This is a genomic window from Holospora undulata HU1 (genome assembly GCF_000388175.3).
Classification (GTDB): Bacteria; Pseudomonadota; Alphaproteobacteria; order Holosporales; family Holosporaceae; genus Holospora; species Holospora undulata_A.
The window spans coordinates 1-19823 of record NZ_ARPM03000132.1 but is presented as its reverse complement, the minus strand read 5'-3'; the positions used below and the strand labels follow the sequence as shown (position 1 = coordinate 19823).

Genomic DNA, 19823 nt, shown 5'->3' with positions numbered 1-19823 from the left:
CATCAGCAGCGAAACCGCTTTCATTTTTTTGTAAGTCAGATAAATAAGCGCACAGACCAGAATATCCATAGCGACCAAAACTACGAGAGAAATCCCGGTTAAATGGTAATGGAAAAACAAAGGTGTCCAGCTCCAGTTTAAAATGAGCTGAGTTACGTATAATGTTGTGATAACACTTAGCTTAGGAAATGAAGACGTGCGCCAAATGAGCCAGCCGCAAGCGCCAATCATTCCGTATAAGATAGTCCAAGCAACCGGAAATACATAATTTGGCGGTGTCAGGGGTGAGCGATTTAACGTGCTATACCAAGTGCTAATCTCTGGCTTGGTTAGAGAGCCGATAGCTCCACCAATCGCTATAAGTGCCACAATCCAGATGATTAAAGAGAAGCGGGTTTTATTTTGCATCTTCTGTCTCATCATTAATTCTTGATATCATATTACTAAGCTGATTTGTAAATGCAAAAATGGAAGGATTGTCTTCCATAATATTGGATAAATTGATAATGCTAATTTGCGTCTTTGGATCGTAAGAAATTTTGGATTGATAGCCAGATGTTCCACCGCAATGCTGATAAAGCATTGCCCTTCCATTGTCTAAGACGTCAACTCCATACCCAGCATACAAAGAGCCTTCGCCGTCATAAAAAGCAAATCCTGATTTTTCAATCACTGGATGCGTCATGAGCTGAAGCAATTTTAGTGGAATGATACGCCCCTGATATAAAGCATGCTGCCATTTTACCAGATCGATTGGAGTTGAAATAATGCCGCCTGCTGTAAATAATTTTGAAAAGTCAGGTTTATCCGCAATCTTTTGAATTTGATCGCCGTTTTTTTCAAAGCCAGGCACAAGAGCGCTGAAAGCTGGGTTATTTTGTAAAGATGCAGGTATTCCGTCCAGCACCAAAAATGTATTTTGCATTCCTGCAGGATCAAAAAGAGCTCGTTTATAGTAAGAATCGATAGGCTCCGTGGTAAGAGATTGAATAATATGCCCAATGAGAATATAGCCAAGGTTTGAATAGCGGTATCTTTCTCCCGGAGAATAAAGCAATGGCTGATGAGTAGCGTCCAGCCCTGACGTATGACTCAAAAGATGATGGATTGTAATAACTTTTGCAAAATCAGGCATTTCCCCTAGCCAGATAGGATGATCTTCGGATAAAAAATCTGATAACGGCTTGTTTAAAGTATCTGATATGTCATCACCAAAATGTTCAAATAAAAGCTTTAAAACGGCCAGCGCTTGTGAAATTTTTTGTAAGCGACGCAATCAGATATTGCGCATTTTTGTCCGCTTTAATATTTCCATGGGATGCAAAACTTTTGTGATATAAAACTTGGTCCTGCTTTGCCACAATAATACTGCCATGAATGTCAGGAAATTTCAAAAGAAGGTCTTCAACGACATAGTGCACATCAGATATTGCTGTGATATTTCCATTAAAACTCATAGATTAAGCTCACACTCATATCTTAAATTCCCATATGGCCCTTTAAACTCATGACAGGTAAAACCTGATTTAGCATAAAAATCTACTGATTCCGTGTCTGTTTCAGCCACAATCTTACAGCCTTTATACTGTTTCTTTACCTCTTCTAAAAGCAACGTTCCAATCCCTTGTTTTTGAAAATCTTGCAGTACACTGATGTGGCGAATGGTAATAACCTCACTTGTTTTATAGAGGCCTAAAATTCCAACAAGAATATTACCTATAAAGGCCCCAGTGATTGAATGATCTGAATTCTTATAGCTTCCAATCACCTCTAGAACTTTGTCTGGCGAAGGATTCCCAATTGCGTCATGAATAACTGCAGGCAGCCTTGCATCATCAATGCTTACGGATTTTATGGTAATTTTATTTTCTGCATTCATAAATAATAGACTCATCAAGGCTCGCAGGCTCTGAAGATTGATCAAAAGCTTTGAGCGTTCTGATATGTTTAAAGCCTGCGGATTTTAGGATTTCCATCAGCTGATCCTGGTCATAAATTTTCACTCTCAGCTCTTCAATTTCTGTATGGATAATATTTCCCGCTTCCATCAGTTCATATTTGCAAAGGCTGGTACAGATATCGTCTTGCATCGTTGCAAGCTGGCTTAGGATAATTTTTTGGCCATTTGGTTTAGGCCATACCGAACCGCGCCATATACCTTCTTTAGGAACGGCTTGCAAAGTTTCTGCTTCAAATAAGAATATACCACCGTCAGCTAAGTGGTCATAAATGGCTTTAAGTGACTTCTCTACCTGCACAGGGTTGATGATTAAACAGAAAGACCCACTGGGAATAAAAATCAAATTGTATTTTTCTGGACGTTTTAAATCTTCAACAAAGCCTTTCCATACCGTGGCTTCTAGGTTTTTAACCTTGGCTTTAGCATGCAAGACTTTAAGCATATGGTCGCTGGCGTCAAAGCCATGCACATTGAAACCTTCTTCAAGTAAGGACAGTAAAAATCGTCCTGTGCCACACATTGGCTCTAAAATAGGAGCATTCGAGTTCATGGCATAATCACGATAAAAAGCATAGGCATCTTCCGGTGGGTTTGGCTTGCTTAAATCGTAAACCTCGCTGCAAAGGCTGAGGTAGGTGTCTAAAGCTTTATCCATTTATAACCTCATCAATAATTCTTTTTTGTAAACCAGCTTCAGGGCTATTCTTATCTGCTATCTGGCACAGTTCGAATGTTGCTTTCCACAATGCCCAGGCACGTGCACGAAGCCATGTATCAGTATCCATATCCATTTCAGAAATAAAAATCCCACGCGCTTTGCCGCTCAAATACGTCCATGCAATGACAAGATCGCACGCTGGATCTCCAACCGCAGCACCGCCAAAGTCAATGACGGCAGATATTTTGCCGCTATCCATCAGTATATTGCCAATCGCAAAATCGCCATGAATCCATATTGGCGCCTTATTCCATATTGTCGCACAAGCCTTATCCCATAAAGCTAATGCTTTGCTTGCATCTATGATTTCAGCTAGCTCTGCGATCTGTTCTCGCGCTCCTTTATCGTAAACACTTACATGATCACCTCGCCACCAGTTGTGCTGACCCGGCTCGCACCACGCCGAAGCTCCAGCGAAGGCGGGAGGGCCTGCAACATCATTAATTGTTTGCAGCTCTTTTAAAAATTTGGCGAGATCAAAGGCAAGTTGTTCTTTGTCTTGAGTTGTTAACGTCAGGAGGTTGATACTTTTTCCAGGCAACCATTGATATATAGAAAATGGATAAGGATAATTTGCCGATGGCTTTCCCATTTTAATCGGAGCTGGAATGCTAACGCTTAAACGTTTTGCTAATTGCGGCAGTAGTTCTTGCTCTTTTGGAACTTTTAAAGCGTAAGTCTTAGCTGTTGGCATACGAATAAGCATATGCTCACCAAGCCTATAGGTGCGGTTATCATGTCCTTGTTTCTCAACATCAACGATAGGTAAACTAGCGTATTCTGGAAATTGCTCCGCTATGAGTTTGCCCGCAAGATCAAGGGTTGGAGTAGATTCAGTTGTCATAGTGTTCTCTTACAAATTAAAATGATATCCTTTGATTTCAGTGAATCAAAGGGCGCCTTCATGAAATCCCCATAGATTTCTCAAATCTCAAGCCCAGACTGCCTCAGAATTTTTGACAGGTTCGTTAAGTTGGTAAATTTCAATTCAATCTTGGTTAAAGTTTCAAAACTTTGCCATGATCGTTTTGTGGTATATTTCACAATGTTTGTTTTAGGATCAAAAACTTGCATACCATACACTTTAACCAGCTGATTTTTATCATCAATGAAATCATGCCAATGTTCAAATCGTGGAGCGTCACGCATTTCATCATCGGTTGTATTGCGTGTGTTCATGATGAATAAACTTTTGTCATGCATATGGATTGTAATCGAAGAAAGGCACCTAAACTGGTCTTTTTCTGTAAGAAGAGCTTGGAAGCTGTTGCCTGCCATTGTTAGTAGATCGAATTTTTTATTAAGGTTAAAATTGCGCATATCTACGTTTAGATACGTAATATCAAGCCCATGGTTTCGTGCTTTTTCTTTAGCTAATCCAAGCATCGGATCGCTGGTATCTATGCCAATGCACTTTAACCCAATTTCAGGAAGCCTAAGTGTAATACGCCCTGTACCGCAAGCAATATCAAGTGCTTCACCTTTTGTTACGGTGCTACAAAAAACATCGAAATCATCTGTGTAACCACCGTATTCTGATTCATAAATTAAAGGTGAGCTATAACTCTGCTAAGCTGTTCATAACTCCACCTCCATAACGGTTACAGGATGGGATTTAAATTCATCCATACCGATTTCCCTCCATCCAAGACGTTCGTAGTATTCTGGTATGGTGGGATCAAAAGCAAACAAGTACAGCTTTTCAAAACCAAGCTCTTTTGCTTTTAGGACTGCGATGTCAATCAGCATTTTGCCGATCCCCTGTTTTTGATATTTCGAGGCTACTACTACATCTGCAAGCCACGGCCCTAAATCTGGACAAAACTCTTCCTTAAGTTTCAATGTGCAAAATCCTACTGGAATTTCATCACACAACGCAACGAATGAAGTTGTTTCATCTGGGTGATTGAGCTCATCATATGTCAATAACTCTATCTCTTGAATTGTAAGCTCTGGAAACCAAATTCTACCTAAAACGTCATGCCACACTTGAGCAAGCGCTGGTATAGCATCTGGATGATTTTTCAGAAGGTCGATTTTGATCATACAATGCCTCCATAACGATTACAGGATGAGATTTAAATTCATCCATACCGATTTCCCTCCATCCAAGACGTTCGCAGTATTCTGGTATGGTGGGATCATCAAAAGCAAACAAGTACAGCTTTTCAAAACCAAGCTCTTTTGCTTTCAGCACAGTCACATCAATCAGCATCTTGCCTATGCCTTGCTTTTGATATTTTGGATCGACGACAAGTGAACCGAGCCAAGGAGTAAGATCTGGACGAATGCCATCATTTTCACGCAAAGAGCACATGCCAACCGGTAAATCGCCATCTAATGCAATAAAAGTGATTGGCAAAGCGTGGATCTTCAAGTGATCTGCAAATCTTGTGATAACACGTTCAACGGGTACATCAGGAACCCAGATTTTACCTAATACTTCATGCCAAATGTGTGCAAGTGCGGGTATAGTGCTGGGATGGTTTTTAAGCAGTTCGATCTTGATCATGACGCTATCTCACTTATTAATTCTGGCATCAAAGTTTTTACTCTTAAAATTGTTGGCAATACTTGCATGACTTGTTCTATCCCAATATTTTTTTGCTCAAGTTCTCTTTGATTGATAGACCGATTAATATTGTAAACCATCCAGTTAATCCAATTTCCCATAACCCCATAAAACGCCGCTTCAATTATGCGTTTTTCAATTAAACCTCCGGACTCCGAATAAGATTTAAGCATTTTATGGAACAAATTGATCTTGAGATTGGTTGTCACGCCCGACCAATCTAACGCAGCATTTACAATTTCATATGTGGGGTTTAGTTTACGGGCCGATTCCCAATCAATTAATAGAGGTTCCTTGTTCCCAGTCCACAAAACATTTTTTTGATCTAAGTCACCATGTCCAACGACTGTATGTTTTTTAAGAATTTCAATTGAACCCAAATAATTTTCATTAATTTCGAGAAGGGTAGATAAATGGGAATTTAAAATGTCAGCAAATGGAAGCCGCATTTGAGTTGACTGCTTAATTAAGTTTGTAATGTGTTTGTTATCATGAATATCAAATTCAGGTTGATCGATACCTTCAATACAGAGATTTATTAAATGCATTTTTGCAAGTATTCTGGCAATGAATAATGCTTGACCTTCGTTAATTTCATCTTTATCTAAAGCTTTCGCGTTAACCCAAGGGTACACAAGGTAGCCATATTCATCTGTAATTAAAAGATGTTTATCAGATTGCGAGAGAGCGCATACCCCAGGGATATTTTGAGCTATAAAACTTGAAGCTATTTGCTCGCTCAATTCATAATTTTTAATGACTTGCTCATTTTGCAAATCAATATCTTTAGATAGCCGCTTAATCGCATAGGAGCCTTTATCTGTATCAAGACGCCACATGATATGCAGCAAGCCACCGTGTACTCTTGTGGGCGCTTGAGTTGGTATCCCAAGATTAAAATGATGGCAAATTGCTTTGATGTGATTCTTATTTGCAGACAGAAAACGTCTAATCAATAAATGATGGGGCTTACCGGCACCGCTACAATCTCCACCCATTATAAAGTCAGCAATATGCTCAAAACCTGCTTTCATATAAACATGCTCTGCTCTAGGATTATCACTAGCAGGGTCTATTATAAATGTATCGGCTGATCCGTCGAATTCTCTTCTGAAGAAATCAAGAAATTCCGATAAGGTCTTGGCCCCATAGCCTTTGCCAAAATAATCTTTATCCCCAATCATGTAATCGATGCCATACGTATTACCGGTTTTTGAAAGGTGACTTAATTTAATATCATCGATGTGGTCTTCAGCTGTTTCTTGGATCGTCATTAACATTGCAAATGGGTGGCGATTCCAGCTTGCTATCCAATAAAAATACTTGCCTTCACAATAATTCGAAGGTTCTTTTCTGCCATTAACAAAATTTAAAATATCGTCTTTATGGCCTTGCGTATTATCCCAAAACTCCTGAACAAAAGGCTCTGCAAGCCAACCAAAAATAATATTAACGTGATTTACATTGGCTTTTTCAAAATTAATGCTCATGCCACTTGCTCCAAATATAATTTCATACCTTCATGACTTGCCTCGAAACCAAGCGTTTCATAAAAATGTTTTGCTTGTGATCGCTTTTTATTTGTTGTGAGCTGGACAATAGAAACATCATTTTCCTTGGCATAAGAAATCGCTTGATTAAACATCCAAGATCCTATTTTCTGGCCTCTATATTTCCCTGTGACCCTTACGGCTTCTATTTGCATACGGGTGCTGCCGATAAAAGTGAGTGATGGCATAATGGTGAGGTGGCAGGTGCCAAGAATTTCATCACCATTTTCTATGACCATTAAATATTGGTTTGGATCGCTATCGATTTTGTAAAATGCTTTGATGTAGTTTTCATGCACTGCAGCTGATTTTGATTCTCTTGTGCTCCCTAGTTCATCTTCTAAGAGCAGCTCTACAAGACGTGGTAAATCAGCAATTCTTGCTTTTCTGTGGGTGAGATTTTTCATAAATTACCTTTGAATTTTTGTATAAAACGTTCCATATGAGGATCTGATTTTGAGTGAGGCACCTCATCAAGATGAAACCAACGGATGTCATTGAATTCCTCTTTATCAAATTCATAAGCTTTATGACTATTACCTTTGAGCACGTACCATAAACTTACGTCTGTATGACCCGCTGTTAGACCTACAGTTACTGTTGAGGTTAAAAAGAGTGGATGTGGTGACCAAAAATCAGCTGTAATGTTAAGTTCTTCTAAACATTCCCGCTCAACTGTAGTTTTTGGATCTTCATCAATTTCTACATGCCCACCAGAGGGGAGCCAAAGAAGAGCTTTCTTATGATCACATAAGAGTATTTTTTGATGAACGTCATCGAAGAGTACAAAATAAGATACTAAATGTTTATTTGGGACATCAGGCTTTTGAACCCGAAAAATAGGCTCGCCACTTTCAATCCAAAGACACGTATCATTAATATGTTTGTGTTAAACATCGTCATAGGGTGTTATAGAAGCGATGAGATGGTGGATGTAATCCCGGATTGAGTTACTGTGCAAAGCAAGGTTATTCATTTCATTGTGCTCCAAAATATATTATCGTTAGTACCTTCCAACCATTTAGATAAAGCGGATTTAAGTGGTAAGGGACGAAGATCGATCTCGTATAGCGAGTCAGTTGGTAGCCATTCGAAAGCAACATGCTCTTCTTTTTGTGGCACCTTATCTCCAAATTTTAACTCTGTAATACTGAGCTTATAAATCAAATTAATTTCGTGCGTATGACAACAGACCTCATCCCCTGGAAAATTCCATGCATGTTCAATAATTCCTAAAAATTTTTCTATTGCTGCTTCAAATCCTGTTTCTTCTTTTATCTCGCGAATCAGTGCATTGGATGCAGATTCTTGAAAATCAATATGCCCCCCAGGAAGATAATAAAAAGGAGTATTTAATTCATAATAATGGTTAGGGTGCGGTCTTGGATCATACGCTAGGAGAATATGCCCTTGATCTATTATCACGCCTCGACTCAAAACATGGATATTATTTTTACTCATGCGCTACCTTCCTCAATCAAAGTTCCTTGATGATAGAGTATCTTCCAATCACCATTGACTCTGCGCCAAAGTGTTGATCTTCTTGTGGCTCTTGTTTTGTCTTGGATAAGGGAGTATGTCAGTAAATAATTATCCGGCACGATTTTGGTGAGCTCAAAGCCTTTTTCTTGCAGCCAAAAGACTTGAGAACCAGTGCCGCAAGTAAGATCAAGAACGGTAGCAACCTGATGCTCTTTTAATATTTTCTCTAAAAGCGCATTGATGGCCTTCGAATTATTTTCATTAAATTCATCATAGCACTCAGCCCTTGTGTTGTAATAAGAGGCTTTTGCTGTTGTATGTTTAAGTGTTTTCATATTCACCTCTGAGTTAGTATTTTTATATGATTCATAATCGCTTCTGCAGCATCTTCCGGGCTTAAATTGCTAACATTTAGCGAAAATACATTAGGGTGGGAGATGGAAAGAAGTGGGGGTTCATCGTGCACATCTTGCGGATCAATTGATTTCCATCGATTACGCCTCTTTGGATCCACAACCCGTCGTAAATGTTCATCTTGATCAATCAAAAGCCTGACAGGCACAAATATTGAGCCCCTTGCTTCTGCCATATAAACCACTTCTGCATAACAGACTTTATCGCCTGCATCTTCGTATAGGTTGTTTGTCAGAACATAACTGTTATGGATTTCTTTGGCTAAAAACGTCAAAACGCATCTTCTAATATTCCCAATCGCTTCCCAAGCAAAATCAGGTATCTTGGCATATCCGTCATATTGCAATAGCTCAAAAATAGGATTATTGATGAGTTGATTATCGCACACGATAAAACCATGATTTGCAGCCAACTCCTTAGCGATGGTGTATTTTCCAACTCCGGGTTTGCCGGTTAAATAGATGATGGTTGTTGGTTGTGTCATATCATCACGCTCCTAAATACATCTGAAGCTGGGTATTTTAACCATTGTGGTACAAGCTCTCGCAGGGGCTCAGCTCTAAAATCAATTTCAGATATTTGATGCAAGGGTACCCAAATTAATTCAATATGAGCTTCAAGTTGCGGTATTTTGTTTTCAATTTTCAAAGATTCTGATTCAGCCTCAAAAATAAAATTATATTCATGGTTGTGACAGATACTGCTATGCCCTGGTTCGAAGCTGTATTCTAAACATCCTAAAAATCTCTTGATTTTGCAATGAGCTCCAGTTTCTTCTATTAATTCACGAAGGAGCGATGTTTCAACCGATTCACCATGCTCAACATGCCCCCCTGGGAGAAAATAAAAACTGATTGGTAGGTCAAGTGTTTTGCAAAGCAAGGTTATTCATTTCATTGTGCTCCAAAATATATTATCGTTAGTACCTTCCAACCATTTAGATAAAGCGGATTTAAGTGGTAAGGGACGAAGATCGATCTCGTATAGCGAGTCAGTTGGTAGCCATTCGAAAGCAACATGCTCTTCTTTTTGTGGCACCTTATCTCCAAATTTTAACTCTGTAATACTGAGCTTATAAATCAAATTAATTTCGTGCGTATGACAACAGACCTCATCCCCTGGAAAATTCCATGCATGTTCAATAATTCCTAAAAATTTTTCTATTGCTGCTTCAAATCCTGTTTCTTCTTTTATCTCGCGAATCAGTGCATTGGATGCAGATTCTTGAAAATCAATATGCCCCCCAGGAAGATAATAAAAAGGAGTATTTAATTCATAATAATGGTTAGGGTGCGGTCTTGGATCATACGCTAGGAGAATATGCCCTTGATCTATTATCACGCCTCGACTCAAAACATGGATATTATTTTTACTCATGCGCTACCTTCCTCAATCAAAGTTCCTTGATGATAGAGTATCTTCCAATCACCATTGACTCTGCGCCAAAGTGTTGATCTTCTTGTGGCTCTTGTTTTGTCTTGGATAAGGGAGTATGTCAGTAAATAATTATCCGGCACGATTTTGGTGAGCTCAAAGTCTTTTGCTTCCCAAATATCTTGATAATCTGGGTCGTTATACCGCTCAAGCAGAGTTTCTATAACGTCTTGTTTGGTGTAGACATTACCTGATGCACCAACTTCCCAAAATTCATCACATATTTGTTTGGAAATATCTTCTTTTGTTTTTCCAAACTTTTCAGGATGATGAAAGATTGGCTCCCTTGATTTAAGTTCATCGAGGATTTTGTTCGGATCATCTTCTTGTCTTTGTGCAAATACAATACTTTCAAATTCCTTGCTCCATTTTGTCGGAGAAAATTCGATTATCTCATAGGTTGCTAGATTTTTTTCTGCAAACGGGTCCTGTTTCAATATTGTTTGCAAAACATCTTTGCTATCACATTTTGCAATTATTATCCCACCTTTACGTGGTATTTGAGGGCCAGAAGCAATAAAAAAATCCTTAGCATAGTAATTGCTTAAAAAATCTAAATGAGCTGATCTAAAGGCGTCAATTTTTTCCAATGGAACCTTGTAACTCAAAATTACTACAAATAGATTGGTTTTATCATTTCTCATATTATTCTTCGTCATAATTAGGATATTGCTCTGGTGATTTTCCAACTTTTTCAACAATACGCGGATACCTTGTTTTTTCTAGAGGCTCTGCAATAGATTTGCATTCGACTAGAAAAATCCAGTCATCCCCATAATCAAATAAGAATGCCATTTTCTTTTTTGGCTCAAACACCGAGTAAATTTTTGTTTTCTTAACTCCTTGCGCATTTTCACTTGGGTCGCAATCGTCCATATCAGCAAACAGTTCATAAATTTCATCGCTGCTGTATAAATCTTTAATGTTATTGTAAAAACCAAATGCATGATCCATATCAAAATCAAAAGATTTCACTATGAAATTTGCTAAGTCATATAGGCTTTTTTCACCTTTTATTTCTATGATCCTGAAAATTTTATTATCTACAGATATTTTAAACGTATAAATTTTGTTTTTCATTTTTTACTCATGCCGCGTCCGCTATTTGTTGTTGTAAAATGCCGCGTAAATGTTCGTCAAAGCCTTGCTTATTTTCCCCTAAGCTCACAAAAAATGATTCTTCGGCCTTGAGTAAATCCTTGGCTGCGCCTTGTATTTTAGCTACACCGGCATCTGTGAGCTCAGAAAATTTAGACCGTTCGTCACCTTCTTTTTGAGAGCGCTTGAGTAAGCCTCTTTTCTCTAGGGCACGTAATACCTGAGAGGTCATGGTTACATCAAAACTCAAAAACTTTGCGAGGTCATTTTGCGATACATCAGACTTATCTTTCTTCAAAAATCCTAATGTCATCAAAAGCATAAACTGAACATGCGTAAGATCATGAGGCAAAAGAGTACTTTCAATCTTGCGCTTCCACGCAAAATAAGCAGAATAGAGCAAGAACCCTGACACTTCCTTCATGTTGATCCAGTTTGTTTTTAATGACTTTTTCATGACTTTACTTTCCCGTTAGTGAGTTGAAAGGTGAAATAGATGGGTGTTGATGCATGCAAATGATCTCCTTTAAACAGTTATTTTACGCGTTACATACTGTCTATACACAGAATATATTTGCATAAAACAGCAAAGTACGTCAAGATAAAGCTGCGCATAAGGGGCAAGAAAATAATTTTGGATTTGATGAATATGAGGACCTTCTTAAAATGCTTTTTACTTATTATATTTATTTGGAGCGGCAATACGACTATGGCATCTGGTAAGACAATTAATTCACTGGCAATGCTTTTTAATTTGAATGGTAAAACGGCTATCATCACAGGAGCATCCCAAGGCTTAGGTAAACAATTCGCCATTATTTTAAACAAAGCTGGTGCGCGAGTAATTTTAGCTAGTCGCGATATTGATAAACTTAATGCTTTTAGTAAGGAACTTAAGAACAGCAAAGCCATACAGATGGATGTCGCTAACTCAGCATCAGTAAAAGCAGCGTTTGCTGCACTGGAAGAAGCCGGTGAAAAGATTGATATCTGCATAAACAACGCAGCGACTGAGGCCTTGACTCCTGTTTTTTCAGAGGATGATAATGGCGATTTTGAGCGAGTTATGCAAACCAACGTAATGGGCGTGTGGTATGTCACCAAAGCAGTCGCAAATCATATGAAGAGCCATAAAATCAATGGATCGATTATTAATATCAGCAGTGTAAATGGTGATAGCTTCCCTTACAAAGAGCTAACGGCTTATGCCGCAAGCAAAGCTGCAGTCATACATATGACAAAATCTTTAGTAACTGAGCTATCGCAGTATAAAATCAGAATTAATACAATTAATCCAGGACCGGTTCAGTCAGATTTGCTGGGTTCTCCAAACAAACATGACCCTAATTTCTGGAAAGATAAAATACCTGCAGGATTTATAGCCGAGCCAAGTTATCTTGATGGATTGATACTATACCTTGCTTCAAATAGCGCCTCTAAATATGTCACCGGTGCTACCTTCGCCATAGATGGCGGAATTTCTTGGGGTGGTAAATCGTGATAGAGAAGGAAAAGAATATGAATAAACAGAATATTGCTCTCGTTACAGGTGCATCTTCTGGAATCGGCGAAGCATTGACTCGGGAGTTGATATCCAAAGATTGGATTGTCGTTGGAATAGCTCGCAGGGTAGAGAAACTGAATGCAATAAAAAATGAAATGGGGTCCTCATTCATCCCTATTATATGCGATATTTCAGACAAGTCTGATATTCGTAGAGCTTGCCAAAATATTCTTGATCAAGGTCTTTGTCCCAATCTTTTCTTCTTGAATGCAGGTATCGCAGGTGAAAAAGTTATTGAAAACCCTGAAGCGTTTACGGTTGAAATACATGAACGCATTATGGCAGTCAATTACTTTGGCGTTTTAGCCTTTGTTGAATTTTTTGAAAAACCATGCCTGCTGGGCGGCGGTGCTCACTTTATTGTTACAAGTTCGGTAAATGCAATTTTTGCACCACCTACAGGGAGTGCTTATTGTGCATCAAAAGCAGCTATTTCAAAAGCTTTTGAGAGTTTATCGCTCACTTATTGCGGAAGAAACTTGATCTTCTCGTCCATTTATACGGGTCCCGTGGCAACAGGTGGTCTTAAAGGCAACTTTCCCTTTACATGGAGTGCTGAAAAAATGGCGAAGTATATGCGTAAATTCTCTGAGCTAAAAAAATCACGAGGTTACCCATCTCTTTTCTATTTCTTCATAAGCCACATCTTGCGCGTTTTGCCTGCTGGTTTAGTGATGCGTATTTTAAAAAAGATGTAAGAATTTTATGAGGAAAGAGTTATGAATGAATTTGTACACATCATTAAAGGAACGCCATTATACGTCTGGGCTATATTATGCTATTTATTGTTTGTAGGCATTAAGAGTTTTATGAGGAAAGAGTTATGAATGAATTTGTACACATCATTAAAGGAACGCCATTATACGTCTGGGCTATATTATGCTATTTATTGTTTGTAGGCATTAAGAGTATAAAAACAAGGGTTATTTATCTGCCCAAGCTCTTTATCATTCCATTAATATTGCTGGCTATTAAGTATAAAACGCTTCTTTCAGATGATGCTTTGGTATTTTGTCTTGTAATTATGGGAGGCAGCATAGCAAGCTTCTTTATAAACACAGGAAATACATTAAAGGTTATAAAAAAAGAATGTTCAATTGAAGTGCCTGGAGGTTATGGAACGCTTATAGTATTGATTTCCTTTTTTCTTGTTAAATATTATTTTGGCTATTTAAAGTCGACAGATCCAGACTTGTTCCTTAAATACTCTATTATTGAAAGTGTAATAAGTGGATTATTTTCTGGCTATTTTATAGGACGGGCACTCACGTTTACGTATAAATATTTGAAGGTTGCAAAATCATCATGATGATAATACCACATTTAATTTTAAGAAAAGATAGCAAAATTCTATTAACGAGAAGAAGCCCGACTAACAAAATCTGGGCCTCTCACTGGCATTGCGTGACAGGAAGTATTGAGGCAGGTGAATCACCAAAAGAAGCCATTATTCGTGAAGCCAAAGAAGAAATCGGGATTAAGCTTCAGGATGTGACTTTAGAAACAACAGTTTTCCTTATAGAAAAAGATTATTTTGATTTTATGAAAAAATTTTATGCATTAGAACTGTTTTTTGTTAGTGATTTGGGCGACGCTCAAGAACCGACAAATTTAGAGCCTTCAAAGCAGGATTCTCTAGGGTGGTTTGATCCATATAAGTTACCAGAGCCCATGATCCCAGGAGTGGCTTTTGGCATCAAAAGCTATTTTAACAATCAACGTTATGTAGAGTTTAGAAATGTCTAAAGAAATCCAAGTCGTTCCCTATGACCCAAATTGGTCTCATATTTATGAAAAAGAGGCGAAGCTTATCGGGCAAGCCTTGGGTGGTAATTGTTTAGCAATTCACCATATTGGTTCAACGGCGGTACCGGGTTTAGCGGCCAAACCTAAGATAGACATGATCGCTGTTGTGCAAGATCCCTTGTTAGCTCGAGATCAACTGGGAAAAATAGGAATTCAGTATCGTGGTGAATACAATATCCCATTGCACTATGGCTTTAGTAAACGAGGAGATATCGATCTTAATCTCCATGTATATGAGGAATTTCATCCGGAAATCGAATTAAACCTGTGTTTCCGGGATTGCTTGCGAAATCACCCAAACAAACTGGATGATTACGCAAAGCTCAAAGAAGAGCTAATTCAAGATGAATCATCATTTACCAAAGAAAATTCACCTTTTACGAATTACACACTCCGTAAAGGGGATTTTATTAGGGAAGTTTTGAGAGAAGCCGGATTTAACAGAATTCGCATGCTGAAATGTAACGACAACACAGAATGGGCTGCAGCCAAACATTTCAGGGACACTTATTTCTTTGGTCCCCACGGCATAGAAGATCCTTACACATGGACCTTTAACCATGAAAAGCATGCCCATCTTGTTTTGTATCAAGGCACAGAGATCGTTGCTTACGCCCATATTCAGTTCTGGCCTGATAAAAGAGCTGCAATTCGTATTATTACCACTGATGAGAATAGGCGAAATCAAAGCTTTGGAAGCAGGTTTTTGACGCTTATAGAGAAATGGTTAAAAAGTTCAGGTGTTAAAAGCATCCATGCTGAATCTAGACAAACCAGCTTATGGTTCTATCTCAAAAACGGCTATACAGAAGTGCCATTTGATGATCCAGAAGGTCACGAATCTGACCCAAATGATGTTCCGGTGGGTAAGGTGTTATGATAAAGATTAAAATAATTACACCAGACTTGGCTGAAGGACTCTGCCGCAAAATTACAGCTGATTTGCCGGAGTACTTTGGTTTACCTGAAGTCAATGAACATTATGCTGTTGGGGTCCGCTCTCGGCTCAATCTGGCGGCATGCATAGGTGAAGAATATGTTGGTCTTATTTCAATAGATTTTCCTTATCTTGAAAATGCCAATATTTATTGGATGGGTATTTTACGAGGGTACCACCGAACGGGCATAGGAAAACTCTTATCTGACGAAGCTTTTAAGCAGGCCAAAAATAGAGGCGCTAAAACAATTTCTGTCGAAACTTTATCGCCAGAGGAAACAGATGAAAATTATCTGAAAACATACCACTTCTACAAATCCTTAGGTTTTGCTCCACTATTCAATTTAAAACCTCAAGGCTATGAATGGAATATGGTTTATATGCTCAAAAGCCTGGATGATCTTTGTGAAAACAGAACAAATGACGTATTAATACGTCCCCTTATAAGAGAAGATATTGTAGTTATATCTGAAGCTTTCAAGGCAATAGGTTGGAATAAACCGCCATCATCTTTCGAAGAATATTTAAAGGAGCAAGAAGCGGGTGAGCGACTCGTTTGGGTGGCTCACGTCTATGATCAATTTGCCGCTTACGTAACCTTAAAATGGAAATCGCAATATTCGTCATTTAAGGCAAAAAAGATACCGGAGGTTATGGATTTAAACGTATTGCCGGCCTATCGCAAAATTGGTATTGGCTCCTTACTGCTTGATACAGCGGAAAAAGAAGCTGCAACAAGAAGTAAAGTTGTCGGCATCGGTGTTGGTCTTTATGCAGGCGCAGATGGTGGATATGGACCAGCTCAAAGACTTTATATAAAGCGCGGCTATATCCCTGACGGCAAAGGTGTTACATACAATTACCAACCAGCAATACCTGGCAATAGCTATCCGCTTGATGATGACTTGGTGCTGTGGTTTACGAAGAAATTAAAACAGGAGTTAAAAAATGAAGCCAAGAATTAATATTATTACTTTAGGAACAAAAGACTTAACCAAGGCCACAAGATTCTATAAAGAAGGGCTTGGGTTTACAAAAATGGATTTTGAAGGCAATATCAGCTTTTTCATGCTTAACGGCAGCTGGTTATCGCTTTATCCATGGGAATTGTTAGCTAAAGATGCGCAAATATATGTTGCATCTTCTGGTTTTAGAGGGATCACACTAGCGCATAATGTTGAAAACGAAAATCAGGTTACAGATATCTTAGAGCAAGCTAAAAACGCCGGTGCTAATATTGTAAAGCAAGCTCAAAAAACTAAATGGGGTGGATTTTCTGGATATTTTACTGACCTTGACGGACATTTATGGGAGATCGCATATAACCCATTTTTCTGGCCTGGACCGAAAGATGACAATGGTCATCTAGAAGAGAGTGCCCGATGACTTTCCCCTACAAAATCATCGATCTAACCCACGCACTTGATAGCACTATCCCTACCTGGAATGGTGGGTGCGGGTTTAATCACGATGTGCATATAGATTATTCTGATTGCCAAGGCGAAGATAAATTCCGCGTGATGAAAGTTAAAATGCATGCTGGGATCGGCACGCATATGGATGCGCCAAGTCACTGTATTCCTGGCGGGAGATTCATCCATGATTTTGATGTTAATGATTTGATCATGCCGTGCGTGGTGATTGATGTATCGGATCAATGCCATGAACGTTATAGTTTCAGCGCCGAAGATGTAGATGTTTTCGAAAGCAAGTATGGAGTTATTCCAAAAGGCTCATGCGTGATGGTTAAAACCGGCTGGAGCAAATTTTGGCACGAGCCTTTAAAATACCATAACAACCATGTATTCCCATCCGTATCTTCTGAAGCAGCCTCACTTTTACTTGAACGAGGCGTGAGCGCCCTTGGCATTGATACACTTTCGCCTGATCGACCAGAAGATGGCTTTAAGGTACACAAAACCTTTTTGGGTGCGGATAAGGTAATCATAGAAAATGTAGCAAATTTAGATAATATGCCGTCAATAGGCAGCTTTGTTATGGTCCTGCCCATTAAAATTAAAGATGGTGCAGAAGCGCCGATAAGACTCGTTGGATTAATTGAAAGAGGGGTGAAATGCAATCTAGATTTAACTTATTGCTTGCCATCATATTCTCTTGCATAGCTTTTAGTAATGCTTATGCTTTGGAAAGCAAAAACTTGATATGTTTGACAAAGCTCGAGACAGAAATGTCCCTGTGGTTATTTATCAAGGGAAAAAGATAAATAAGTCTGTGGTGATCATCAGCCATGGCTATCAGATCAAAAATACTGAATATTCGTTTATCGCACAAGCTTTGGCTGCACATGGATATTTTGTTCTGAGTATACAGCATGATCTCATTACCGACGTGCGCCCTAAAACAGGAACTTTGTGGGAAAGAAGAAAGCCTTTTTGGGAACGTGGAGCTCAAAACATTTTGTTTGTGATAAATGAATTGCAAAAGATAGAGCCACAGTTGGACTTCAGTAAGGTGATTTTAATAGGCCATTCTAACGGCGGCGATATCTCTATGATGTTTGCTACGCTTTATCCAGATAGGCTATCAAAGATTATTTCCCTTGATAGCAGAAGGTATCCTTTCCCAAGAAATCCGAAATTAGAGATTTTGCGTTTTGGAGCTTCAGATGATGAGCCAAATGAAGGGGGCGTGCCTGAGTCTGGTGTTCAAGTTATTTATGTGAAAGGTGCTCGGCACATAAATTTGAGTGATCGAGGAAGTTCGAAAATCAAGGATGAAATTCAAAAATTATGCTGAGGTGGCAAGTGCCAATACATTTCAGTAGCATAACTATCTGTACCATCTGCTTTTTTTCCTGCTTGCCAATATACAAAACCTGGTGGAATTGATCGTGCTGCGCTCCCACTCCCCATACGAGCTAAAATAGATAATTTCTCATTTGTTAAATTCCAATTAAATATATCATTTAGGGCAATAACAAATGCAGCAAAGCCTGAAGCTGAAGAAGCAAGGCCGGCAGAAGTTGGTAAATCGTTATTCGTTTCTATTTTAAGGAATATATTTTTATTTTGTCTGATTAAGTTTAAAAAATCTATAGTTCGTCGACCAAATTCACTATCAAGTGACACTTCTTTGCCATTTAAAAATATCCTATCTTTGTCTTGGGCAATGGAAATAGTTGTAGTTGTATAATATGGCAAAGCAATAGAGATACTAGATGTTTGTGGTAGGTTTAATTCTTTATTCCTCTTGCCCCAATATTTGCATAGCGCAATATTTATAGGGGCCTTGCCATAACCGCTTTGCTTCATTTGCTGTGGCGTTTTTGGTAAGAGTTGCTGGATTATATCTTCTTTGGTTAATTTTTTATTATTAGCTCCAAACGCTGAGGCGCATAATAACATTATCAAAATAAAACTTATTTTATAAAACAGATATTTTACCATTTTTGTTATTACAACCTTTATATTGCCAAGTGAAAGTTTCACAAACCAGCACATAATGAACTGACCCTAATTGACTAGACCAAAACCCTATAAAATAGAGAGACTATTTATCTTAAATCTACTAAAATAAAATTAGATTATTTAGAACGCCATAACCTCTCAATATTCGCATTGTCATTCGAACGACCTTTACCAGTCATACTAACCGTAATTCCGTAATCTTGCAAGCTCCAAATCCATACTATAGTAATTTAGGTTGAATTAGGTGTAATTTTTTTGTTAAAATAAAAGGAAAATGACAAAGAGCTACAGCAACGATTTAAGACAAAGGGTAAATTTAGATGAGGGGGCGGGGTATTGAAGCATCGCAACCATTTAAAATAAGTGTATCAGCGATAGTCATGTAGCATAAAAATTGGTATAGAAAATACAGACAAGAAGGCAAGTGTTTTCCTAAGAGGCGTGCTTGTGGCTCAGAAAAAAAAGATTGACTTAGAGAAGCTTGAAGAGTACATCAAAGAAAACCAAGATATGACCTTGAAAAAGCTGCTCAAGAATTTGGGGATACACTCAGGTACTGGTTAAAAAGATTAGGCTATAGCTTTAAAAAAAACTTTTCGCACTTAGAAGCAAGCAAAGAAAAGCGAAATAAATAAAAGCGAAGTCATTATAAAAAATCGATCAAGATATAGTGTATCCAAGTCTTGTATATATTGATGAAAGCGGCATTGATATGGCTATGTGCAAAGACAGAAGGCTGGGGCAGAAAAAGTGAAAAGTTGGTTGGAAAAAAGAGTGGGAAATAGTATCAAAAAACAAATAGTATTGCCGGTTTGGTTAATAAAACGCCAAATAGCACCAATGGGGTTTAAGAGACCTTG

General features: G+C 38.4%; 31 protein-coding genes. 10 read left to right on the top strand and 21 right to left on the bottom strand.

The genetic code is table 11. The features are described 5' to 3' along the window. The 20 genes from K737_RS03520 to K737_RS03420 form a co-directional block, all read right to left on the bottom strand. Nucleotides 1-408, bottom strand: a 408-nt coding sequence (locus K737_RS03520; protein ID WP_006291683.1) for a TspO/MBR family protein, incomplete at its 3' end; no start/stop codon positions are given. Then, nucleotides 398-1276, bottom strand: coding sequence for a serine hydrolase domain-containing protein (locus K737_RS03515; protein WP_006303721.1), 879 nt, complete (start codon nucleotides 1274-1276; stop codon nucleotides 398-400). The genes K737_RS03520 and K737_RS03515, both read right to left, overlap by 11 nt. Then, nucleotides 1221-1457, bottom strand: coding sequence for a hypothetical protein (locus tag K737_RS03510; RefSeq protein ID WP_006303720.1), 237 nt, complete (start codon nucleotides 1455-1457; stop codon nucleotides 1221-1223). Before K737_RS03510 ends, K737_RS03515 begins: the two co-directional genes overlap by 56 nt. Continuing rightward, complete coding sequence (locus K737_RS03505) at nucleotides 1454-1879, bottom strand: GNAT family N-acetyltransferase (protein WP_006303719.1); 426 nt, start codon at nucleotides 1877-1879, stop codon at nucleotides 1454-1456. Before K737_RS03505 ends, K737_RS03510 begins: the two co-directional genes overlap by 4 nt. Further along, on the bottom strand, nucleotides 1863-2615 hold the full coding sequence (locus tag K737_RS03500; RefSeq protein WP_006303718.1) for a class I SAM-dependent methyltransferase: 753 nt from the start codon (nucleotides 2613-2615) through the stop codon (nucleotides 1863-1865). The genes K737_RS03505 and K737_RS03500 overlap by 17 nt, the downstream gene beginning before the upstream one ends. Continuing rightward, nucleotides 2608-3522 carry an aminoglycoside phosphotransferase family protein gene (locus tag K737_RS03495; protein WP_006303717.1) on the bottom strand — a complete coding sequence of 305 codons (915 nt, stop codon included), beginning with the start codon at nucleotides 3520-3522 and terminating at the stop codon, nucleotides 2608-2610. Before K737_RS03495 ends, K737_RS03500 begins: the two co-directional genes overlap by 8 nt. Before the next feature lie 80 nt (nucleotides 3523-3602). Then, nucleotides 3603-4226, bottom strand: coding sequence for a class I SAM-dependent methyltransferase (locus K737_RS03490; protein ID WP_075260342.1), 624 nt, complete (start codon nucleotides 4224-4226; stop codon nucleotides 3603-3605). 30 nt (nucleotides 4227-4256) lie between these two features. Further along, on the bottom strand, nucleotides 4257-4724 hold the full coding sequence (locus K737_RS03485; RefSeq protein WP_035574995.1) for a GNAT family N-acetyltransferase: 468 nt from the start codon (nucleotides 4722-4724) through the stop codon (nucleotides 4257-4259). After that, on the bottom strand, nucleotides 4657-5190 hold the full coding sequence (locus tag K737_RS03480) for a GNAT family N-acetyltransferase (protein ID WP_006292863.1): 534 nt from the start codon (nucleotides 5188-5190) through the stop codon (nucleotides 4657-4659). The genes K737_RS03485 and K737_RS03480 overlap by 68 nt, the downstream gene beginning before the upstream one ends. Next, a complete protein-coding gene (locus tag K737_RS10535) occupies nucleotides 5187-6740 on the bottom strand; it encodes a GNAT family N-acetyltransferase (RefSeq protein ID WP_006292861.1) in 1554 nt (517 codons plus the stop codon). Before K737_RS10535 ends, K737_RS03480 begins: the two co-directional genes overlap by 4 nt. After that, nucleotides 6737-7207: a GNAT family N-acetyltransferase gene (locus K737_RS03465; RefSeq protein WP_023490928.1), complete on the bottom strand. Its 471-nt coding sequence runs from the start codon at nucleotides 7205-7207 to the stop codon at nucleotides 6737-6739. Before K737_RS03465 ends, K737_RS10535 begins: the two co-directional genes overlap by 4 nt. Then, nucleotides 7204-7641, bottom strand: a complete 438-nt coding sequence (locus K737_RS08010; protein WP_200863604.1) for an NUDIX domain-containing protein — start codon at nucleotides 7639-7641, stop codon at nucleotides 7204-7206. The genes K737_RS03465 and K737_RS08010 overlap by 4 nt, the downstream gene beginning before the upstream one ends. 131 nt (nucleotides 7642-7772) lie before the next feature. After that, nucleotides 7773-8261, bottom strand: coding sequence for an NUDIX domain-containing protein (locus K737_RS03455; protein WP_006293395.1), 489 nt, complete (start codon nucleotides 8259-8261; stop codon nucleotides 7773-7775). Continuing rightward, on the bottom strand, nucleotides 8258-8617 hold the full coding sequence (locus tag K737_RS03450) for a hypothetical protein (RefSeq protein ID WP_024161422.1): 360 nt from the start codon (nucleotides 8615-8617) through the stop codon (nucleotides 8258-8260). Before K737_RS03450 ends, K737_RS03455 begins: the two co-directional genes overlap by 4 nt. Before the next feature lie 2 nt (nucleotides 8618-8619). After that, nucleotides 8620-9180, bottom strand: coding sequence for a hypothetical protein (locus K737_RS03445; RefSeq protein ID WP_006293413.1), 561 nt, complete (start codon nucleotides 9178-9180; stop codon nucleotides 8620-8622). Beyond that, nucleotides 9177-9578, bottom strand: coding sequence for an NUDIX domain-containing protein (locus K737_RS03440; protein ID WP_006293411.1), 402 nt, complete (start codon nucleotides 9576-9578; stop codon nucleotides 9177-9179). The genes K737_RS03445 and K737_RS03440 overlap by 4 nt, the downstream gene beginning before the upstream one ends. A gap of 6 nt (nucleotides 9579-9584) precedes the next feature. Further along, complete coding sequence (locus tag K737_RS03435) at nucleotides 9585-10073, bottom strand: NUDIX domain-containing protein (RefSeq protein WP_006293395.1); 489 nt, start codon at nucleotides 10071-10073, stop codon at nucleotides 9585-9587. Next, nucleotides 10070-10774 (bottom strand): YciI family protein, encoded by a 705-nt coding sequence (locus K737_RS10530; protein WP_268743855.1) that lies wholly within the window; start codon nucleotides 10772-10774, stop codon nucleotides 10070-10072. The genes K737_RS03435 and K737_RS10530 overlap by 4 nt, the downstream gene beginning before the upstream one ends. Before the next feature lies 1 nt (nucleotide 10775). Further along, nucleotides 10776-11210 carry an IS1096 element passenger TnpR family protein gene (locus K737_RS03425; protein ID WP_006293438.1) on the bottom strand — a complete coding sequence of 145 codons (435 nt, stop codon included), beginning with the start codon at nucleotides 11208-11210 and terminating at the stop codon, nucleotides 10776-10778. 7 nt (nucleotides 11211-11217) lie between these two features. Continuing rightward, complete coding sequence (locus K737_RS03420; protein WP_052567446.1) at nucleotides 11218-11685, bottom strand: MarR family winged helix-turn-helix transcriptional regulator; 468 nt, start codon at nucleotides 11683-11685, stop codon at nucleotides 11218-11220. Between the two features lie 117 nt (nucleotides 11686-11802). Here K737_RS03420 and K737_RS03415 point away from each other — a divergent pair, with 117 nt between their 5' ends. The 9 genes from K737_RS03415 to K737_RS03375 all read left to right on the top strand — a co-directional run bounded on the left by K737_RS03415 (nucleotide 11803) and on the right by K737_RS03375 (nucleotide 18292). Next, the gene (locus tag K737_RS03415; protein WP_235075677.1) at nucleotides 11803-12729 is read left to right on the top strand and encodes an SDR family NAD(P)-dependent oxidoreductase; all 927 of its coding nucleotides are present in this window, start codon (nucleotides 11803-11805) and stop codon (nucleotides 12727-12729) included. After that, nucleotides 12726-13490, top strand: a complete 765-nt coding sequence (locus tag K737_RS03410) for an SDR family NAD(P)-dependent oxidoreductase (RefSeq protein ID WP_023490923.1) — start codon at nucleotides 12726-12728, stop codon at nucleotides 13488-13490. Before K737_RS03415 ends, K737_RS03410 begins: the two co-directional genes overlap by 4 nt. 125 nt (nucleotides 13491-13615) lie before the next feature. Then, the gene (locus K737_RS03405) at nucleotides 13616-14101 is read left to right on the top strand and encodes a hypothetical protein (RefSeq protein WP_023490921.1); all 486 of its coding nucleotides are present in this window, start codon (nucleotides 13616-13618) and stop codon (nucleotides 14099-14101) included. Further along, entirely contained in the window at nucleotides 14098-14538 is a 441-nt protein-coding gene (locus tag K737_RS03400) for an NUDIX domain-containing protein (RefSeq protein ID WP_006301210.1), read from the top strand. Before K737_RS03405 ends, K737_RS03400 begins: the two co-directional genes overlap by 4 nt. Beyond that, entirely contained in the window at nucleotides 14531-15478 is a 948-nt protein-coding gene (locus K737_RS03395; RefSeq protein ID WP_006301209.1) for a GNAT family N-acetyltransferase, read from the top strand. The genes K737_RS03400 and K737_RS03395 overlap by 8 nt, the downstream gene beginning before the upstream one ends. Next, nucleotides 15475-16500 (top strand): GNAT family N-acetyltransferase, encoded by a 1026-nt coding sequence (locus K737_RS03390; protein WP_006301208.1) that lies wholly within the window; start codon nucleotides 15475-15477, stop codon nucleotides 16498-16500. The genes K737_RS03395 and K737_RS03390 overlap by 4 nt, the downstream gene beginning before the upstream one ends. Then, nucleotides 16484-16921 (top strand): VOC family protein, encoded by a 438-nt coding sequence (locus K737_RS03385; RefSeq protein ID WP_006301207.1) that lies wholly within the window; start codon nucleotides 16484-16486, stop codon nucleotides 16919-16921. The genes K737_RS03390 and K737_RS03385 overlap by 17 nt, the downstream gene beginning before the upstream one ends. Beyond that, on the top strand, nucleotides 16918-17658 hold the full coding sequence (locus tag K737_RS03380) for a cyclase family protein (protein ID WP_006301206.1): 741 nt from the start codon (nucleotides 16918-16920) through the stop codon (nucleotides 17656-17658). Before K737_RS03385 ends, K737_RS03380 begins: the two co-directional genes overlap by 4 nt. Before the next feature lie 40 nt (nucleotides 17659-17698). Further along, on the top strand, nucleotides 17699-18292 hold the full coding sequence (locus K737_RS03375; RefSeq protein WP_006301205.1) for an alpha/beta fold hydrolase: 594 nt from the start codon (nucleotides 17699-17701) through the stop codon (nucleotides 18290-18292). Here K737_RS03375 and K737_RS03370 read toward each other — a convergent pair. Continuing rightward, nucleotides 18277-18984 (bottom strand): diphosphomevalonate/mevalonate 3,5-bisphosphate decarboxylase family protein, encoded by a 708-nt coding sequence (locus tag K737_RS03370; protein WP_235075676.1) that lies wholly within the window; start codon nucleotides 18982-18984, stop codon nucleotides 18277-18279. The two genes, K737_RS03375 and K737_RS03370, sit on opposite strands and share 16 nt — an antisense overlap. A 426-nt stretch (nucleotides 18985-19410) precedes the next feature. Here K737_RS03370 and K737_RS08895 point away from each other — a divergent pair, with 426 nt between their 5' ends. Continuing rightward, nucleotides 19411-19527: an IS630 transposase-related protein gene (locus tag K737_RS08895; protein WP_235075675.1), complete on the top strand. Its 117-nt coding sequence runs from the start codon at nucleotides 19411-19413 to the stop codon at nucleotides 19525-19527. Nucleotides 19528-19823 lie beyond the last annotated feature (296 nt).

Bases quoted from the DNA above. Each gene is read 5' to 3' on its own strand.
- K737_RS03510 (WP_006303720.1), bottom strand. From the start codon at position 1,457: ATGAGTTTTAATGGAAATATCACAGCAATATCTGATGTGCACTATGTC.
- K737_RS03505 (WP_006303719.1), bottom strand. From the start codon at position 1,879: ATGAATGCAGAAAATAAAATTACCATAAAATCCGTAAGCATTGATGAT.
- K737_RS03500 (WP_006303718.1), bottom strand. From the start codon at position 2,615: ATGGATAAAGCTTTAGACACCTACCTCAGCCTTTGCAGCGAGGTTTAC.
- K737_RS03495 (WP_006303717.1), bottom strand. From the start codon at position 3,522: ATGACAACTGAATCTACTCCAACCCTTGATCTTGCGGGCAAACTCATA.
- K737_RS03485 (WP_035574995.1), bottom strand. From the start codon at position 4,724: ATGATCAAAATCGACCTTCTGAAAAATCATCCAGATGCTATACCAGCG.
- K737_RS03480 (WP_006292863.1), bottom strand. From the start codon at position 5,190: ATGATCAAGATCGAACTGCTTAAAAACCATCCCAGCACTATACCCGCA.
- K737_RS10535 (WP_006292861.1), bottom strand. From the start codon at position 6,740: ATGAGCATTAATTTTGAAAAAGCCAATGTAAATCACGTTAATATTATT.
- K737_RS03465 (WP_023490928.1), bottom strand. From the start codon at position 7,207: ATGAAAAATCTCACCCACAGAAAAGCAAGAATTGCTGATTTACCACGT.
- K737_RS03455 (WP_006293395.1), bottom strand. From the start codon at position 8,261: ATGAGTAAAAATAATATCCATGTTTTGAGTCGAGGCGTGATAATAGAT.
- K737_RS03450 (WP_024161422.1), bottom strand. From the start codon at position 8,617: ATGAAAACACTTAAACATACAACAGCAAAAGCCTCTTATTACAACACA.
- K737_RS03445 (WP_006293413.1), bottom strand. From the start codon at position 9,180: ATGACACAACCAACAACCATCATCTATTTAACCGGCAAACCCGGAGTT.
- K737_RS03435 (WP_006293395.1), bottom strand. From the start codon at position 10,073: ATGAGTAAAAATAATATCCATGTTTTGAGTCGAGGCGTGATAATAGAT.
- K737_RS10530 (WP_268743855.1), bottom strand. From the start codon at position 10,774: ATGAGAAATGATAAAACCAATCTATTTGTAGTAATTTTGAGTTACAAG.
- K737_RS03425 (WP_006293438.1), bottom strand. From the start codon at position 11,210: ATGAAAAACAAAATTTATACGTTTAAAATATCTGTAGATAATAAAATT.
- K737_RS03420 (WP_052567446.1), bottom strand. From the start codon at position 11,685: ATGAAAAAGTCATTAAAAACAAACTGGATCAACATGAAGGAAGTGTCA.
- K737_RS03405 (WP_023490921.1), top strand. From the start codon at position 13,616: ATGAATGAATTTGTACACATCATTAAAGGAACGCCATTATACGTCTGG.
- K737_RS03400 (WP_006301210.1), top strand. From the start codon at position 14,098: ATGATGATAATACCACATTTAATTTTAAGAAAAGATAGCAAAATTCTA.
- K737_RS03395 (WP_006301209.1), top strand. From the start codon at position 14,531: ATGTCTAAAGAAATCCAAGTCGTTCCCTATGACCCAAATTGGTCTCAT.
- K737_RS03390 (WP_006301208.1), top strand. From the start codon at position 15,475: ATGATAAAGATTAAAATAATTACACCAGACTTGGCTGAAGGACTCTGC.
- K737_RS03385 (WP_006301207.1), top strand. From the start codon at position 16,484: ATGAAGCCAAGAATTAATATTATTACTTTAGGAACAAAAGACTTAACC.
- K737_RS03380 (WP_006301206.1), top strand. From the start codon at position 16,918: ATGACTTTCCCCTACAAAATCATCGATCTAACCCACGCACTTGATAGC.
- K737_RS03375 (WP_006301205.1), top strand. From the start codon at position 17,699: ATGTTTGACAAAGCTCGAGACAGAAATGTCCCTGTGGTTATTTATCAA.